The 17,474-nt window shown below is 62.6% G+C and carries 15 protein-coding genes and 1 riboswitch; of the genes, 6 read left to right on the plus strand and 9 right to left on the minus strand.

Features of this window, described 5'->3' with window-relative positions; genetic code table 11:
* Window positions 1–8: 8 nt before the first annotated feature.
* The 4 genes from K6M89_RS14435 to K6M89_RS14450 are packed head-to-tail and all read right to left on the minus strand — an operon-like array spanning window position 9 to window position 4,036.
* Window positions 9–620 carry an ABC-type transport auxiliary lipoprotein family protein gene (locus K6M89_RS14435; RefSeq protein WP_097579854.1) on the minus strand — a complete coding sequence of 204 codons (612 nt, stop codon included), beginning with the start codon at window positions 618–620 and terminating at the stop codon, window positions 9–11.
* A 25-nt stretch (window positions 621–645) separates the two neighbouring features.
* Window positions 646–2,016, minus strand: a complete 1,371-nt coding sequence (locus K6M89_RS14440; protein WP_097605179.1) for an MlaD family protein — start codon at window positions 2,014–2,016, stop codon at window positions 646–648.
* 9 nt (window positions 2,017–2,025) lie between these two features.
* Window positions 2,026–2,865, minus strand: coding sequence for an ABC transporter ATP-binding protein (locus K6M89_RS14445; RefSeq protein WP_097605180.1), 840 nt, complete (start codon window positions 2,863–2,865; stop codon window positions 2,026–2,028).
* Between the two features lies 1 nt (window position 2,866).
* The gene (locus K6M89_RS14450) at window positions 2,867–4,036 is read right to left on the minus strand and encodes an ABC transporter permease (protein ID WP_222139890.1); all 1,170 of its coding nucleotides are present in this window, start codon (window positions 4,034–4,036) and stop codon (window positions 2,867–2,869) included.
* A 98-nt stretch (window positions 4,037–4,134) separates the two neighbouring features.
* On the opposite strand from K6M89_RS14450, the gene dgcA reads away from it, so the two are divergent.
* A complete protein-coding gene (gene dgcA, locus K6M89_RS14455) occupies window positions 4,135–5,118 on the plus strand; it encodes an N-acetyl-D-Glu racemase DgcA (RefSeq protein WP_222139891.1) in 984 nt (327 codons plus the stop codon).
* Here dgcA and K6M89_RS14460 read toward each other — a convergent pair.
* Window positions 5,070–6,290 (minus strand): MFS transporter, encoded by a 1,221-nt coding sequence (locus tag K6M89_RS14460; RefSeq protein ID WP_222139892.1) that lies wholly within the window; start codon window positions 6,288–6,290, stop codon window positions 5,070–5,072. The two genes, dgcA and K6M89_RS14460, sit on opposite strands and share 49 nt — an antisense overlap.
* Before the next feature lie 175 nt (window positions 6,291–6,465).
* Window positions 6,466–7,275: a UDP-2,3-diacylglucosamine diphosphatase gene (locus K6M89_RS14465; protein ID WP_222139893.1), complete on the minus strand. Its 810-nt coding sequence runs from the start codon at window positions 7,273–7,275 to the stop codon at window positions 6,466–6,468.
* Window positions 7,276–7,484: 209 nt separating this feature from the next.
* Between K6M89_RS14465 and K6M89_RS14470 the strand changes: the two genes are divergently transcribed.
* Window positions 7,485–8,234: a histidine phosphatase family protein gene (locus tag K6M89_RS14470; protein WP_222139894.1), complete on the plus strand. Its 750-nt coding sequence runs from the start codon at window positions 7,485–7,487 to the stop codon at window positions 8,232–8,234.
* A gap of 37 nt (window positions 8,235–8,271) precedes the next feature.
* Here K6M89_RS14470 and K6M89_RS14475 read toward each other — a convergent pair whose 3' ends face one another.
* A complete protein-coding gene (locus tag K6M89_RS14475; RefSeq protein ID WP_222139895.1) occupies window positions 8,272–9,711 on the minus strand; it encodes an FAD-binding oxidoreductase in 1,440 nt (479 codons plus the stop codon).
* Between the two features lie 223 nt (window positions 9,712–9,934).
* On the opposite strand from K6M89_RS14475, the gene K6M89_RS14480 reads away from it, so the two are divergent.
* The gene (locus K6M89_RS14480; RefSeq protein ID WP_222139896.1) at window positions 9,935–12,247 is read left to right on the plus strand and encodes an NADP-dependent malic enzyme; all 2,313 of its coding nucleotides are present in this window, start codon (window positions 9,935–9,937) and stop codon (window positions 12,245–12,247) included.
* A gap of 29 nt (window positions 12,248–12,276) precedes the next feature.
* Here the strand turns inward: K6M89_RS14480 and K6M89_RS14485 are convergent, their stop codons facing one another.
* On the minus strand, window positions 12,277–12,810 hold the full coding sequence (locus tag K6M89_RS14485; protein WP_222140063.1) for a ribonuclease H family protein: 534 nt from the start codon (window positions 12,808–12,810) through the stop codon (window positions 12,277–12,279).
* Window positions 12,811–12,978: 168 nt separating this feature from the next.
* On the opposite strand from K6M89_RS14485, the gene K6M89_RS14490 reads away from it, so the two are divergent.
* Together K6M89_RS14490 and K6M89_RS14495 are read left to right on the plus strand one after the other, a co-directional pair.
* Complete coding sequence (locus K6M89_RS14490; RefSeq protein WP_222139897.1) at window positions 12,979–13,575, plus strand: demethoxyubiquinone hydroxylase family protein; 597 nt, start codon at window positions 12,979–12,981, stop codon at window positions 13,573–13,575.
* A 204-nt stretch (window positions 13,576–13,779) separates the two neighbouring features.
* On the plus strand, window positions 13,780–14,880 hold the full coding sequence (locus tag K6M89_RS14495; RefSeq protein ID WP_222139898.1) for a DUF2865 domain-containing protein: 1,101 nt from the start codon (window positions 13,780–13,782) through the stop codon (window positions 14,878–14,880).
* A gap of 3 nt (window positions 14,881–14,883) precedes the next feature.
* On the opposite strand, the gene bluB is transcribed toward K6M89_RS14495, so the two are convergent.
* On the minus strand, window positions 14,884–15,573 hold the full coding sequence (bluB, locus tag K6M89_RS14500; protein WP_222139899.1) for a 5,6-dimethylbenzimidazole synthase: 690 nt from the start codon (window positions 15,571–15,573) through the stop codon (window positions 14,884–14,886).
* A gap of 42 nt (window positions 15,574–15,615) precedes the next feature.
* Window positions 15,616–15,801: riboswitch (cobalamin riboswitch) on the minus strand.
* Window positions 15,802–16,175: 374 nt separating this feature from the next.
* Between bluB and K6M89_RS14505 the strand changes: the two genes are divergently transcribed.
* Complete coding sequence (locus tag K6M89_RS14505; protein WP_222139900.1) at window positions 16,176–17,243, plus strand: 3-deoxy-7-phosphoheptulonate synthase; 1,068 nt, start codon at window positions 16,176–16,178, stop codon at window positions 17,241–17,243.
* The last annotated feature ends 231 nt before the right edge of the window (window positions 17,244–17,474 follow it).

The raw sequence follows: 17,474 nt of genomic DNA on the forward strand, positions 1-17,474 counted from the left end.
CGGACGGATCAAATCGAGCGCAGCGTCCAGCTGACGATCTCGGAAACAACCGTGGCGAAGGCACGGTCGAGAGCCTTGACGAAGCCAACATTGTCCCCGCCGGCCGGCGCCGTGGCGCGGAACACCTTCTGGGCGCGCACCGAACCGTTGCGGTCGTTGAGGAGCTTGACGGAGATTTCGACCACCGCCTGGTTGCCGCTCGACGCATCGATCTCGAAGGAGCGGATGTCGGTGACGATCTGATAGTCGATCGCCAGCCCCTGCCCCGGCAAGCCAACGCCGCCGAGCTTGCCCGAATTCTCGAAGGCCTCGACCAGTTTCGACTGCACGATGCGCGGCAGCTTGTCGCCCCACTGCGCCCGCGAAAGATATTGGATCTCCGAAGGCGAGACGCGGATGACGATCTGCTCGCTGTCGAGCGACCTCAGCGCCGTCGGGCCGGCAATCAGGATCTGGCGGGATTTGGCCGCGGGTCCGTCGCCGTCGACGGCGCCCGACAGATCATAGGTGTCGTTCTTGGCCGCGGTGCCGCACCCGGAAAGGACCAGCGCCGTCAATGGCAGCGCGATCACCGTTCCCCTGATCCATGAACGGCGCGACAACAGATGCGATGCGACCATATTAGGCTACCCCTGACTTCCCCTGTTAGCGCCGCGTCCGGCCGTCATACTGCTTGACCGTGTCCCCACCGAAGATCAGGCGTTGCGGGTTGCGGTCGAAGTTGGTGATCGTCTCGTTCAGATTGTTCACTGTTCCGCGCATGTCGTTGACGAGAGTCTGCACGTCGCGCAAGCCGCCGCTCGAAAATTTCTGCAAATTGTCGGCGATCGGCCCGATTCGCGAATTCAGATTGTCGGCGACCTTCTTGAAGGATTCCAGCGTTTCGCGCGCTTGTGCGAACATCGATTGCGTATTGTCGGTCCCGAGCAGCGCATCGACCTTGATGAGAATGCCGTCGATGCGGGTCGAGGCTGAGTTCAGCTTGTTGGCCAGCTGCGATACGTCCTGGATCGTCTGGTCGATATCCTTCTGGCGTCCCGAAACCGTGTTGGCGACATCGCGGATCGAGGCGACGGCAGCGCGGGCATCCTTGGTCGCCTGCGAGATATCGTCGACCGACCCTTTGAGCTTGGCCGGATCGATCTGGGCGACGAGTATATCGACGCGGTCGAGTGTGTCCTGCGCCTGCTTGCCGAAATCGTTGAACGTGGTGGCCGTCTCATCGAACTTCTGGATCGCGCCCCTGAGATCGCCCGAGGCATCGGCGACGTTGGCGGTGATCCTTTCGGCATTCGAGACGATGCGGTCGATCTTCTGGGCGTCCACCGCCTTGACCAGCGATTCCACAGCTTGAAGCGTCGAATCGACCCGGCCCGAAACCGCCTTCACCGTATCGGAGAGCTCGCCGACGCTTTGCAGGAAGGCGTCGATATTGTCGGAATTCTTGGCAAGCGCATCCGAGAAGGTCTCAGCATTCTTGAAGGTCTGGGTCAGCGGCGCGCGCGAATCCTCGATGAAACCCTGAAGTTCGCCGACGGCGTCGTTGGCACGGTCGAGGATCTTGTCGGCAGTGGCGAGAAGATTGGTGACGCTCGACTGATCGGCGACGATGACGGCGCGTTTGTTATTCTCGATCGCATGTTTGAGGATGCTCTCCTCACCCTTGCGGCCGCCCGACAGTTCGATATAGGCAGCCCCGGTGAGGCCCTGGATTTCAAGGGCGGCCTTGGTCGAGGGATAGATCGGCGCATCGGTGCGCACCTGGGTGAAAGCCAGCGAATATTGCGGATCGTCGGCATCGATCGACAATGTCTGCACCGAGCCGATCTGGATGCCGTTGAAGCGCACCGGCGAGCCGACGCTGAGGCCGTTCGCCGAACCGGGAATTCGCACGATCAGTTCGGTCATCGGGCCGCCGCGGCCATATTCGGCCATCCAGTAAACGAAGCCGAAGGCCGCCGCGATCACCAGCACCGTGAAAAAACCGACAATTGTGTAATTGGCTTTGGTTTCCATCTTATCCGGTCACTTCCCGCTGCTGCCGTGGCGTGCGCCTTCGTCCTGCGGCACGATCGACCGCGCCCGCTTGCCTCTAAAATAGGCCTGCACCCACGGATCGTCATAGGCCAGCATGTCGTCGATCGTGCCTTCCACCATTACCCGCTTCTTTCCGAGCACAGCAATACGGTCGCAGACCGAAAACAGGCTGTCGAGATCGTGCGTCACCATATACACGGTCAGTCCCAGACTATCGCGCAGATTGGCGATCAGTTCGTCGAATTCGGCCGCCCCGATCGGATCGAGACCTGAGGTCGGCTCGTCCAGGAAGACGAGTTCAGGATCGAGCGCCAGGGCGCGTGCAAGGGCGGCGCGCTTGATCATGCCGCCGGATAGCTCGGACGGATATTTGTCGGCGGCATCGGCCGCGAGCCCCACCATGCGGATCTTCAGATGCGCCAGTTCATCCATCAGCGAGCGCGGCAGATCGAGATATTCGCGCATCGGCACCTGGATGTTTTCCTTGACCGTCAGCGACGAGAACAGCGCCCCCTGCTGGAACAGCACGCCGAGCCGCATGTCGAGCGCGTTGCGCTGCGGTTCGTCGAGTTCGTCGAAGTCTTGGCCGAGGATCTTGATCGTGCCGGAGCGGCGCGGCAGCAGCCTCAGCACCGTGCGCATCAGCACCGATTTGCCGGTACCCGACGCGCCGACGAATCCGAGGATCTCGCCGCGATAGATATTGAGGTTGAGATTGTCGAGCACCACCTTCGAGCCAAAAGCGACGGTGACGTCGCGCGCCGAAAGCACGACATCCCTGCCCTGTCCTTCGCTTTCGATCGCTTGCTCGTTCACGCGGTCCGCCATGCTAGAAGTTGATCGCTGCATAGAACATCGCAAAAAGCCCGTCCATCAGGATGACGACGAAAATCGCCTTCACCACCGAGGCCGTCACGTGCTGGCCGAGCGATTCGGCGCTGCCGCCGACTTTCAATCCTTCGACGGCGGCGACAATACCGATGACGAGCGCCATGAACGGCGCCTTGATCATGCCCGACAGCACGGTCGACAGTGTCACTGCCTCGTGCAGGCGCGCCAGGAAGTTGGCGAAGGTGATGCCGGAATAGCCCCAGGCGACGGCCGCCGCGCCGGCAAGCGAGGCGAAATTCGCCAAGACCGTCAGCAGCGGCAGCGCGATGGTCAGCGCCACCAGCCGCGGGAAGATCAGCACGCCGATCGGGTTCAGGCCCATCACCTTCAGTGCGTCGATCTCCTCGCGCATCTTCATCGAGCCGATTTCGGCGGTGATCGCGCTGCCGGAACGCCCGGCGATCATGATCGAGGTCAGCAGCACGCCGATTTCGCGCAATTGCAGGATGCCGACGAGATCGACGACGAAGACTTCCGCACCGAAGTAGCGCAGCTGGAAAGCGCCCTGCTGGGCGATGATCGCCCCGATCAGGAATGACATCAGCAGGATGATCGGAACGGCGCGAACGCCCATATGGTCGATCTGGTTGACGATCGAGGCCGGCGAAACGCCGCTGCCGCGGCCGAACTTCATCTGCGCGCCGCGCACCGCCGAGCCGAGGATGTACATGGCGGCGGCGAGATTGTCCCAGACGTCGTAGGTCATCTTGCCGATCGGTGCGAGGATGCGCGCGGCCAGGGAGACCTTCTCCTTCGGCTCCGGCTCCGGTTTGGCCGGCTCCTCGGAAAACATCGCCAGCATTTCCTCGATATGCGGATTGGTGCCTTCGAAGCGGACCGTCCGCCCGGCCGCCTCCGCTTCCTTTTTCAGCCGGCACAGCAGCCAGATGCCCGCCGTATCGATATCGGTGATCTCAGACAGATCGACCGTCAGGTTACCGGACTTCTGGTGCAGGAGCTTTTCGAAATCGCGCAGCACAAGATGCACATAGGCGCTGCGCCAGTTGCCGCTCAGACGCACATGCTGTCCCGAACCATCGGACTGGTCGTCCACGGCAAGCGAGGCAGCGTTGCGATTCTCGGCGTTCAAGATACTTGTGTCTTTCAAGGCTTACAGCGACAGTGCCGACTCGCGAAGCGGTTCGTCGCCCGGCGCGTCAATATACAGAAGCAACGTGCAATTTCCATGCTCGCAGGACAGCAATAATGCCGCGCATCCTTGATATCCAGATGAATTCCTTTCCGATTGCCGGAACCTTCACCATTGCGCGCGGCGCAAAGACGCAGGCCGAGGTCATCACCTGCGCGCTGACGGACGAAGGGGCTGAGGGGCATGGCGAATGCGTGCCCTATCGCCGCTACGGCGAAACGATGCAGAGCGTTCTTGCCCAGATCGAAGCCGCACGTCCGCTGATCGAGGCAGGCATCTCGCGGCGCGACCTGCTGTCGGCGATGCCGCCCGGCGCTGCCCGCAACGCCGTCGATTGCGCCCTCTGGGATCTGGAAGCTAAACAGACGGGCCAAAGCGTCGCGTCTCGACTGGGCATTGCCGATCCGAGACCGCTGACGACAGCCTATACCATCTCGCTCGGCGAACCGGAGGTGATGGCGGCCCAGGCGCGCGAACATGCCGGCCGCGCCCTGCTGAAGGTCAAGGTCGGCACCGGCGACGATGAAAGCCGCATCCGCGCCGTCCGCGCGGCCGCGCCCGAGGCCGCAATCATCCTCGATGCCAATGAAGGCTGGCCGGAAGCGGCGCTGGAGCGTCACCTCAACATCGCCGCGGAGGCGGGTGTGGCGCTCGTCGAGCAGCCGCTGCCGGCCGGCCGCGACGCCTTGCTTGCCGAGATCCGCCGCCCGCTCCTCGTCTGCGCCGACGAGAGCGTCCACCATACCGGCGACCTCGCAAGCCTTGCCGACCGCTATGACGCGATCAACATCAAGCTCGACAAGTCAGGTGGCCTCACCGAAGCCCTGGCGATGAAGACGGAAGCCGAGCGGATCGGCTTCGCCATCATGATCGGTTGCATGGTCGGCACCTCGCTTGCCATAGCGCCGGCGGTGCTGCTCGCCCAGAATGCCGATTTCGTCGATCTCGACGGCCCGCTGCTGCTCGCCCGCGACCGCGAGCCCGGCCTGCGTTACGCCGCTTCCCTGGTTTTTCCGCCCGAAGGCAGCCTCTGGGGCTGAAGGTAATAGGCCGAGATGACGAGGCCGAGGCCACAGAGCGCGACCAGCGCCATGACGTAAAAGCTGACGACACCGATTGCGGCGTAGAGATAACCTGCTGCGATGGTCATCAGAGCCATCGCCATGCCGACATAGAAGAAATAGGCGCCCTGGGCCGAGGATTCCTGCGTCTCCTGCACCGTCGCTACGATCCGCCGCTGCACGCCGGTATGCACGAAGGCGTAGGTAAAGCCGTGGAAGCATTGCAGCAGGAAGAAGCCGGCAAGGCCCGCGTTCATGGGAAACAGGATCCAGCGGCAGACGCTGACGGCGCAGCCGAAGCGGATCAGCGTCCAGGCATTGAAGCGCCGGTTGAGACGCTTCGACAGGAAGAATACCGTCACCTCCGAAGCGACACCGGCGCTCCAGAGCAGACCGACCTCAGCGCCGGAAAAGCCCAGCTGATGCCAGTAGATCGACGAGAAAGCGTTGAGCACGGCATGGCTTGACTGCTGGATGGCGACGCCGATCAGAAGCAGCAGCAGATGCGGCTCGCGCAGGCCGCTGCCGGTGGCGGCGGGAATGTTGATCGGCTGGCCACGCCGCCGCGTCGGCCCGATGCGCGGACAAAAGATCGCCATGACGACGGTCATGGCAAAGCCGAACACCATCACCGGCAGCACCATCTCACCGCCCCACCGGCTGATCAACTGACCGCCGACTAGCGTCGACACGATGAAGGCGATCGAGCCCCAGACACGCATCGACCCGTAGTCGAGCCCCCAGCGGCGCACGCCGGAGATGACGATCGATTCGACGACCGGCAGATAGGGCGCGAAGGAGGCACCCTGCAGCGTATAGACGATCGTCACCGGCCAGAAACTTGTCGTCCAGTAGAGCGCGATCGCCGTCAGCAGCGACAGGCCGCCCGACCAGAGCAGCACGTCGGCGCGTTCCTTCAAGCGGTCGGCGATCATGGCGACGATGGGCGCCACGAGCACGCGGACCACCATCGGTATGGCAAGGATGATGCCGATCTCATGATCGCTGAAGCTGTGGGTCGCGAGCCAGACGGGAAAGAACGGCAGAACGATGCCGTTGACCAGCAGCGGCGCACAATAGGAAAGCGCGCTGAGCAACCGGAAGCGCGGCGGCGCTCCCTCACCCGTCGGGGAATGTTGAGCGGGAATCATGGGTGGACCTGCAGGAAACTGGACGTTGTCCTAACACGCCACCCGGAAGGCAACTATTGCGAGAATAGCCTCCTGAAACGTTTTAGAAAATAAATTGGGCCTGTCGCCTGGGGGGAACGGCTAAATTTCTGTTGCGCGGACGCAGACGCGCCAACGCTGGATCAAACAGGCAAAATCAGGCGGCCTGAGGCGCCAGCTCTGCCGCTTCGCGCTCGACCGCCGTCAGCGCCGGCACGGTGCTGGCGAGCGTCCGCCAGGTGATCAATTCGAACGTGCCGTCCTCGTGCTCGGCGACCGCCGTGCAGCTTTCCACCCAGTCGCCGGTATTGATGTAGCGGATGCCGTCCATGTCCTGAATTACCGCGTGGTGGATATGACCGCAGATCACCCCGTCGGCACCGCTCTTGCGCGCCTCTTCGGCGACGACGCGCTCGAATTCGCCGATGAAATTGACGGCATGCTTGACCTGCAGCTTGGCCCAGGCCGAGAAAGACCAGTAGGGCATGCCGAGGCGGCGGCGCACGGCCGCCAGCAGGATGTTGATGCGGATCGCCGTATCGTAGGCCCAGTCGCCGAGGTAGGCGAGCAGGCGGGCATTGCGAACGACGACGTCGAATTCGTCGCCATGCAGGATCAGGTATTTCTTGCCGTCGGCGCCGTCATGCATCATCCGCTCGACGACCTCGATGCCGCCGAAATGCATGCCCGGAAAATCGCGCAGGAACTCGTCGTGATTGCCGGGGATATAGACGACGCGCGTGCCCTTGCGCGCCTTGCGCAAGAGCTTCTGGACGACGTCGTTGCAGACCTGCGGCCAATACCAGCTGCGCTTTAGCCGCCAGCCGTCGACGATGTCGCCGACGAGAACGATCGTATCCGCCTCGTGGTAGCGCAGGAAATCCAGCAGGAAGTCGGCCTTCGCGGCCTTCGAGCCGAGATGGACATCGGAAATGAAGAGCGTGCGGAAATGTCTGGGTTCCATCATGTCTATCACGAGCTACGGCTCATGCCCCATCTTTCATATAGCCTTCCAAAACCAGACTCGTGTTTCAGGAAGATGACAGACTGGGGAAAAGCCCCGCAAAAGCCGTGCTGGCGGGACGCCCCGTCGCACGGCGCAGCGACAATCTTGCCCTGCCTCTTGTGCGCGTTCATGATGACTGCGATTCCAGATCCGACACTGCGGGATGGCTGATGCGTCTCTTTCTCGTTCGCCACGGCGAATCCCTCGGCAACATCGACGAACGGGCCTACCGCCAATTCGGCGATCACAACGTGCCGCTGACGCAATGGGGCTACCGGCAGGCGCTGGAGGCCGGCGGTGTGATCGCCGCCTATCTGCAGGCGGCGCCGAGTCCCGGTCTCAGCAAGCTGCACATCTGGTACTCGCCATTCCTGAGGACGCGGCAGAGCAAGGACGCCGTGCTCGAAGCCCTGCCGGCAAGCGTCGTTGGCGATATCAGGGAGGATTATCTGCTGCGTGAGCAGGATTTCGGTCTCTTCACCGAAATCTACGACCACGCCGAACGGAAACAGAAGTTTCCCGAGGAATTCGAAAAATGGGCGAGGTTGCGCAGCAATAGCGGCAAATTCTACGCACGGCCGCCGGATGGCGAGAGCCGTGCGGATGTGGCCCAGCGGGTTCGCCTGTTCCTCCAGACGGTCATGCGAGACGCCGAAAATGACGATGAAAACGTCATCATCGTCGGCCACGGCGTCACCAACCGGGCGGTCGAAATGAACTTCCTGCACCGCCCTGTCGAGTGGTTCGAGCGCTCCGACAATCCCGGAAATGCCGATATCACCCTGATCGAGGGCACGCGCGCACAAGGCTACGAGTCCATCCTGCTGCACCAGGCCGTCGACCGGCAGCCGGGACAGGAGGGCCAGTTACGCGATGCCCATGGTGCCGACGTGACGATCACGCCAAAGCCCGGCGAGTAGATCTGCTCAGTTGTGACAGCCGCCGACTCTGTATCGATCAGGCAGCCCGGACAGCCGCCATCGGTTTGACGTTCTGGTTCATGCGGAACAGATTGTTCGGATCATAGCGCAGCTTGATTTCAGCGAGACGCGCATAATTGGCGCCATAAGCCATCTCGACCCGATCCGTCTCATCCTCCGGCATGAAGTTGATATAGGCGGTGCCCACAGCATGCGGCTTGGTTGCCTCGAAGAGCTCGCGAGCCCAGCCGATGCAGCTTGCATCCATCCCCGGTTCCCGCCAGCGCGCGTGCACGTTCATGACGAAATGCGAACTGCGCTGCGGAAATGCCGTGGCTTCGGTGGGAATACGCCCGGCGGCACCGCCGACATGGCCGAGGAATATTTCGCATTCCGGCCCCGGCAGCTTGCGCACAGCGTTGAGCAGCACGTCGATCGCCGCATCCGAGAGGGAGGCGAAATCCTGGGTCTTCCAGTAATTGCGCGCGCAAGGTGTCAGCAGCGGATCGAATGCCTGCTGCCAGCCGGTAAACGGCACCGGACCGACGACATCGACAATCGGTTTTCCGATCGCCCGCAATCTGGCCGTCGCCTTTTCGCCGGCTGCGATATCTCCGCAATAGCACATGGCGAGCACCACGATCTCCTTGCCGTGCCATTCGGCCGGAAGGAACGGCAGCGGCGGCGCCTGGCGCATCACCACCCAGCAGGTCAGTTCATCGGGTGCCGCGTCCAGCGCCTGCCGATACTCCCTCAGCACCGTTTCCGCATCGGCGAAAGGATGCACGACCAGTCCGGCGAGTACTTCGGAATGGAGCGGGTTGAGCTGGAATTCGAATGAGGTGACGACGCCGAAATTGCCGCCGCCGCCCCGCAGCGCCCAGAAGAGATCCGGTCTTTCCGTCTCGCTCGCCCTCACCAGCTCACCATCGGCGGTCACTACGTCGACCGAAACCAGATTGTCGGTCGTCAGTCCGAATTTACGGGTGAGCCAGCCAAAACCACCGCCGAGCGTCAGCCCCGCGATGCCGGTCGTCGAATTGATGCCGGTCGGCAGCACCAGGCCGAAGGCCAGCGTTTCCTTATCGATGTCGCCAAGCGTTGCGCCCGGCTCAATCCTGGCGCGGCGCGTTTCGGGATCGACTCGCACCGACTTCATCGGCGAAAGATCGATGACGACACCTCCTTCGCACATGGCGTTGCCGGCAATGCCGTGCCCACCGCCGCGCACCGACAGGAGCAGACTGTTGTCGCGCGCAAACCGCACCGCGCGTACGACGTCGGCCGCACCCGCGCAACGCGCGATAAGGCCTGGCCGGCGGTCGATCATCGCATTCCAGATCGCCCGCGCCTCATTGTAATCCGTATCCTTGCCGGTCAGGAGATTGCCGCGAAATCCGGCGGCAAACGCATCCATGGCCACGTCATTGACCATCGTCTGCCCGCTTTGCAGGGTCGTCAGGTTCAAATTGTCCATGATTTCCTCCCTGCGACCGGCGCCCCGCACCGTCGCAGGCGGCATTTTGCGCTTGCTGCCTTTGTCAAACAAGTTTCCCCAAAAGGATTAGCTGGCCGCCGCAGCCTCTGCCACCGACACCCACCCTGACGAAAACTTCTCCCATCCCCCATTTCCATACTGTCGCCCGTATCCGATTGATGTATGGAGGGAACTCCAGAAAAAGACGTGCACGGAGGCGGCAATGGATCACCAGGATAAATCCAAGACGGACAAGAACCTGACGAGCGGCGATCTCGACGAGCAGGCGCTCTTCTTCCACCGCTACCCCCGCCCCGGCAAGCTGGAGATCCAGGCGACCAAGCCGCTCGGCAACCAGCGCGATCTGGCGCTCGCCTATTCGCCGGGCGTTGCCGCCCCTTGCCTTGCCATCCGCGACAATCCTGAAATGGCGGCCGAATATACTTCGCGCGCCAATCTCGTCGCCGTCATCTCCAACGGCACCGCCGTGCTCGGCCTCGGCAATATCGGCCCGCTGGCTTCCAAGCCGGTCATGGAGGGCAAAGCCGTGCTCTTTAAGAAGTTCGCCGGCATCGACGTTTTCGACATCGAGATCGACGCGGCGAGCGTCGACCAGATGGTCTCGACCGTCAGCTCGCTGGAGCCGACCTTCGGCGGCATCAATCTCGAAGACATCAAGGCGCCGGAATGCTTCGAGGTCGAGCGGCGCCTGCGCGAGAAGATGAAGATCCCGGTCTTCCACGACGACCAGCACGGCACGGCAATCATCGTCGCCGCCGCGATCCTGAACGGGCTCGAACTGGCCGGCAAGGCGATCGAGAACGTCAAGATCGTCGCATCCGGCGCGGGTGCCGCCGCTCTTGCCTGCTTGAACCTGCTGGTGACCCTCGGGGCAAAACGCGAAAACATCTGGGTCCATGACCTCGAAGGCCTCGTCTATGAGGGCCGCACCGAGTTGATGGATGAGTGGAAGGCCGTCTACGCCCAGAAGAGCGACACGCGCACGCTGGCTGAAAACATCGGCGGCGCCGATGTGTTTCTCGGGCTGTCGGCCGCTGGCGTGCTGAAGCCGGAACTGCTGGCACAGATGGCCGACAAGCCGCTGATCATGGCGCTCGCCAATCCGACGCCGGAGATCATGCCGGATCTCGCCCGTGCAGCCCGTCCGGATGCGATGATCTGCACCGGCCGCTCGGATTTCGCCAATCAGGTCAACAACGTCCTCTGCTTCCCCTATATCTTCCGCGGCGCGCTCGATTGCGGCGCCGAGACGATCAACGAGGAAATGAAGATGGCGGCCGTGCGTGCCATCGCGGCACTCGCCCGCGAAGAGCCGTCCGATGTCGCCGCCCGCGCCTATTCCGGCGAGACCCCGGTCTTCGGCCCGGATTACCTGATCCCCTCGCCCTTCGATCCGCGCCTCATCCTGCGCATCGCGCCGGCCGTCGCCAAAGCCGCCGAACAGAGCGGCGTCGCACGCCGCCCGATCCAGGATTTCGACGCCTATTTCGATCAGCTGAACCGCTTCGTCTTCCGCTCCGGCTTCGTCATGAAGCCGATCTTCACCGCGGCCAAGGCCGCCGAGCGCAAGCGTGTCATCTTCTCCGAAGGCGAAGACGAGCGCGTCCTGCGCGCCGCCCAGGTGCTGCTTGAGGAAGGGCTGGCCAAACCGATCCTCATCGGCCGTCCGCAGGTCATCGAAACCCGGCTCAAGCGCTACGGCCTGCGCATTCGCCCGCTACAGGATTTCGAGGTCATCAATCCGGAAGACGACCCGCGCTTCCGCGAATATGTCGATCTCTACTTCTCGCTTGTCGGCCGCCGCGGCGTCATTCCGGAAGCCGCCCGCACCATCGTGCGCACCAACACGACAGTCATCGGCGCGCTCGCGCTGAGGCGCGGCGAAGCCGATGCGCTGATCTGCGGCCTCGAAGGCCGCTATGAAAAGCATCTGCGTGATGTGCGCCAGATCATCGGCAAGCGCAAGGACGTGCGTGATTTTTCCGCGCTCAGCCTGATGATCTCGCAGCGCGGCGCCACCTTCTTCACCGACACCTACGTGACCTTCAATCCGAGCGCCGAAGAGATCGCCGAGGCGACGGTGCTGGCGGCCGAGGAAATCCGCCGTTTCGGCATCACCCCGCGCGCTGCCCTCGTCTCGCATTCCAACTTCGGCTCGCGTGAATCCGAAAGCGCCACCAAGATGCGCAATGCCCTGCAGCTCGTCCGCGACGCCGCCCCCGATCTCGAGGTCGATGGCGAAATGCACGGTGAAAGCGCCATCACCGAAGCCCTGCGCAAGCGCGTCATGCCGCACACGACCCTGCACGACGAAGCGAACCTGCTGGTCTTCCCGAACCTCGACGCCGCCAACATCACCCTCGGCGTGGTCAAATCGATGACGGATGGACTGCATGTCGGCCCGATCTTGCTCGGTGCCGCCATGCCCGCCCATATCCTCGCTCCCTCCGTCACCTCCCGCGGCGTAGTCAACATGGCGGCATTGGCCGTCGTCGAGGCATCGCAGCCGGCATAAGCCGGCTGCTCGCAACCCGGCGAGAAGTATCAGACGGCCCGGATCGACAGGCGCCCTTGATCCGCGAGCGCATCGGCGCGTTCGTTGCCGGCAATGCCAGAATGGCCTTTGCACCAGGTAACGGTCACCAGGGGGTTCTGGGATAGTTGAAGATCGACTGCCTTCCACAGGTCCGAATTGTCGATCGTTCGCCTTCGAGCATATCCATTCGGGCTGCTTTTCTTCCAGCCATTGTTCTTCCAGATATGTCGCCGGCTGTTGCAGCCTTTGACGGCATAGACGGAATCGGACCAGATGGTCGCAGCTTCGCCGGCTGCTTCGCTATTGATCCAGACTGCGGCCTTCAGGACGGCAGTCAATTCCATCGAATTATTGGCCGACTCCTGGACGCCACCGCATCCGGAAGCGATTTCCACCGCATCGCGATAGGCCACAAATGCCCAGCCGCCGTGCTGGGAACCGGGTTCGTAGCAACCGTCCACGAAGATGTGAAGGCCGTGTTGAGCTTCGCGCATCCCGCCGGTTGTTGCAGGCGAGCGGAGTTCGTTGAAGATGCCTATCATTCTCGCCCCGCCCTCGCCTTTGCTGCGCCCGCCGCCCAGACCAGCGCGAATTGCGACGGTCTGCGCGCCGCCTGACGCGGAATGCACCCCGTCGATTGTGTCAACCATTGACGATAGTAGCGGCAGTGGTGCCTATTGCCGAGGGGGAACTATGGGGCAGCGTGGATCATGGACAATCCGTTGAGCAATGCCGGTAAATGCGATCGAAGCGTAACCGTTCGTCGTATTCTCAAGGTCAATCATGCTGGCGAATTCGGCGCAATTCGCATTTATGGCGCACAGATCTGGATGGCCCGTAGGCTGTTTCCTGACATCGTTCCCGCACTCCGCGAAATGCGAGACGACGAGATCAAGCATTGTCGCCTGTTTTGCGACGCGATGCCGTCCAGGAAGGCCAGGCCATGCCGCGTCATGGCATTCTGGAGCCTCGGCGGTTACCTGCTCGGTTTCCTGACAGCCCTCGGTGGACGTAACATGGTCTGGATCTGTACCGAGGCGGTTGAAAGCACCGGTCACCGTCACCTTGAGGATCAATTGGCTTTTCTGGAGGCCGGTGACCCCGAGCTGCATGGCCTTATAGCCTCCATTCAAGAGGAAGAATTGGCTCATCTCAGGGAGGCCGAGAAAAACCAGACAGCACGCGGAATGAGCCACACACTGCTCCTGCCCGTCGTCGCCGCACTCACCGATCTGATGATCTGGCTCTCGACACGGGGAGACTCAAGCTGGATGCGTGCCGAAATGGCGCGCTCGAAGCAGACCTGACAGTCCGCGACCGGATCTGTCCGCGAGCGACTTCTGGCGCGACGCGGTCCATCCGGCGAATCGCCGGGCCTCTGCTGGATAAGATCGCGAAAATACGCTAAGAATTTCTCTGAGCTTATTAAGAGAAACACGCTAAGAGGAAACGCGCGGCGAAGTGACGTCGCATTCGACCCATCGACCGTTTGCTCATTCCGGGACGACGCCGTGAAACGCCGAAACCTGTCTCTTGCGCTTCTCCTTGCCTTCGCGACGCCCGTCGCCGCGCAGACGAGTGCCATCTGCGATGACCTGCGCGGCCGCCTGGCCGACCTGCCGCGATCGATCGGCAACGGCAATGGTCCGGAAGCGCGCCAGTTTGCCGGTGCCATAGCCGAGCAGAACCTCGAATTGCGCAAGGTCCGCAACGACCTGCGCAGCTACGGCTGCACCTCGGGCAGCATGGTGGTGATCGGCGGGGAGAATGCCGATTTTTGCGACGAGCTCTCGCAGGCTGAAGCCCGGATGATCGACAATATCCGGTATCTCCAGGATCGCCGCGCCGAACTGCGCGGTCAGGGCGGCGGTGATAACGGCGGGCGCCGCGAACTGATGGCTGCTCTTGAGCGCAATGGCTGCAACAGCGAGAATTTCTACGCCCCGTCCGAGCGCAGCGCCAACGACCCTGCCCCGAGCATCGAGGAACAGGCGATGCGCGCCGACACCTTCATTCCGCTCGGCGACGATGAAGAGTTCGACCCGCGTTACGGCCTGCCGAGGACCGAGATGCTTTCGCCGGTCAGCACCATCTGCGTGCGCAGCTGCGACGGCGGCTTCTTCCCGATCAGTTCGAACACCACCTCGGTCGATTTCGGCCGCGATGCTGAGACCTGCGCCAAGATGTGTCCCGGCATCGAGACCGAGCTTTTCTATCGAGACGTGAGGAGCACCGAAGCCTCGAACATGATTTCGGTGGTAACCGGCACGCCCTACGGTGCCATGCAGAACGCCTTCGCCTACAAGAACCGCGCGCCGGGCGAGAAAAATGCCTGCGCCTGCAATCTCGCCGCCTATTACGAAGAGATGCGCGGCAAGCAGGCCCTGAGCGAACCGCCGCAGCAGGGATCGATCACCACGATCCGCACCAATCCACCGGCGAAAGATACCGCGGCTGCGCCAACGGCACCCCAGCCGTCAGTCCCGGAGCGTCCCTATGACCCTGCGCAAAACAGGGTCCGGCAGGTCGGACCGCAGTTTCTGGCGGGCGACCAGGGTTCGATCGATCTTGCCAACCCGGCAACACCAGGCCCGCAGCCGCAGCAGCAGTGACCGCTACGGCTCGCTCCGTCCCCAGCCGTCGTGGAAGACGAGTTCCTCGAGCGGCAGCCGCTGCCGCCAGCCTTCGACGGAGAGTTCCGGCTCGTCGTAAAGCCGGTCGACGAACCCGGCGCAGAGCCAGGCGACCACCTCGATATGATCAGGTATGCCGAGAATGGTTTTCAGCTCGCCTTCGCGAAAGATGCTGACCCAGCCAATGCCGATTCCTTCGGCCCGCGCCGCGAGCCAGAGGTTCTGGATGGCGCAGACCGTCGAATAGGAATCCATCCGCGGATTGTGCGTGCGGCCCAGAACGACGCTGCCGCTGCGCGTGGGATCGCAGGTCACGCATATGCCGAGCGGCGCCTCGACGATGCCTTCGAGCTTGAGGGAACGGTATGCCTGCCGCTGCTCGCCCTCAAACATCAATGCCGCCTCCTCATTCGCCTTGGCGAAGGCATCCCTTACCCGCGCCCGCACGGCCTCGCTTTTCACCAGGATGAAGTTCCACGGCTGCATGAAGCCGACGGAGGGAGCGTGATGGGCGGCCGTCAAGAGCCGCGCCACGACATCATCCGGCACCGGATCCGGCAGGAACTGGCTGCGCACGTCGCGTCGCGTCATGATCGCGTGATACACGGCCTCGCGTTCGGCGAGAGAAAAACCGGATGCCGCCGACAGGGCATCCTCATCAAAGGGTCGCATCGTCAAATCCCCAACAACGCAACCGCCCGCCGTCCGCGCGGGTTGGGTCTATCTTGCCAGGCCGGTCTTCTGACTTGGCGTCATCCGTCTGCCGCCGCCTTCCCGGCAAAAGCCAGTGGCATGATGAAGCGGCAAGCGTCGGCCTTACAGCGTTGGGCACGTTCCGGTCTTGCACCGGATTCCCGATTCTCCCGCGTGAAAGCGGGCACCTGACGAAGCATCTATTTCAGGAAAGCGCTTAGCGGGCAAGCTCCGGCAGCAGAGCCTGACGAGGCCGTGAGCCAAACAGCGATTTGGCCGCTCGACGTGCCGGTGCACAGGCGGCGACTGGTCGCGACCACGCTCGCAAATGCATTGGAGACTGCGGCCGCCCGAGCCCTCTTTCAGGCCGTAGATTCTGCGTGACAACAGGAGGCCGCCACGCTAAACACGCCGCATGTCGATCACTTCTGTCTACGCCTCGCGATTTTATTGGTACCGCTGCTCCCAGCGGATGCGGGTCCGTGCGTAACTGAATTCGAGACGACGACAACCCGAACAGCCGCTAGTCTACCTGGCGGCTTTTTTGTTTCCGCACGGTATGACCAAACAGGAGCCACACCGTGCCCGATACCATTGATGATCTGCGTATCCTCGAGATCACCCCGCTGACCAGGCCCGCAGATATCATCGCGGAAATCCCCCGAACCGCTGCCGTCAGCGAGACGGTGACCAGCAACCGTCATGCAATCCATAAGATTCTCGCGGGAGACGACGACCGCCTGATCGTCGTCATCGGTCCCTGCTCCATCCACGATCCTGCTGCGGCGCGCGAATATGCCGAGCGGTTGGCGGAGCAGCGGCAGCGCTTCTCCGGTGATCTCGAAATCGTCATGCGCGTCTATTTCGAAAAGCCCCGCACCACCGTCGGCTGGAAGGGTTTGATGAACGACCCGCATCTCGATGGCAGCTACCGCATCGAGGAAGGGTTGCGGATTGCCAGGCGCCTGCTGCTCGACGTCAATGCGATGGGCCTGCCCGCCGGCGTCGAATTCCTCGAGACGATCACGCCGCAATACATTGCCGACCTCGTCACCTGGGGGGCGATCGGCGCGCGCACGACCGAAAGCCAGATCCATCGCCAGCTCGCCTCCGGCCTCTCCTGCCCGATCGGCTTCAAGAACGGCCCTGATGGCGGCGCACGCGTCGCGCTCGACGCCATCCTCGCCGCCTCGCAGCCGCATCACTTCCCCGCCGTCACCAAGGACGGGCAGGCGGCCATTGCCTCAACAAAGGGCAACGAGGACTGCCACATCATCCTGCGCGGCGGCAAGCGCCCGAATTATGAGGCGGCCGATGTCCAGGCGGTGGTCAGCGAAGCCGTCAAGCTCGGTGTTCTCCCGCGCATCCTTATCGACGCCAGCCATGCCAACAGCAACAAGGACCCGATGAACCAGCCGCATGTGGTCAAGGACGTCGCCGGACAGATCGCGGCCGGTAACCGCCACATCAAGGGCATGATGATCGAAAGCAACCTCGTGGCCGGCCGCCAGGATCTCTTGCCCGGCAAGCCGCTGGTCTACGGCCAATCCATCACCGACGGCTGCATCGACTGGGATATGTCGGTCGACGTGCTCGATAATCTGGCCCACGCCGTCCGCGATCGTCGCAAGGCCGCCGTCGCGGCCTGAGCGGCACTATCAAGCGCGGCGGGCAGATATCCCGCCGCCCATTCACAGGTCAATCCTCGTCCAAAAGATGCAGGCCCTCATCGGTCCAGAAGCCGCCCCATGGTTCCGGTTTGACCAGACCATAAGGAAGCCAGCACTTCGACCGCGTCTTCGCCGGCACTCATGGACTTGTGAACCAGCCCGTTTCGACCATCATCCATATACTGAACACACATGGAGGCCAGGTGTCAT

The sequence above is a fragment of the Rhizobium croatiense genome, from assembly GCF_019793465.1.
Classification (GTDB): domain Bacteria; phylum Pseudomonadota; class Alphaproteobacteria; order Rhizobiales; family Rhizobiaceae; genus Rhizobium; species Rhizobium croatiense.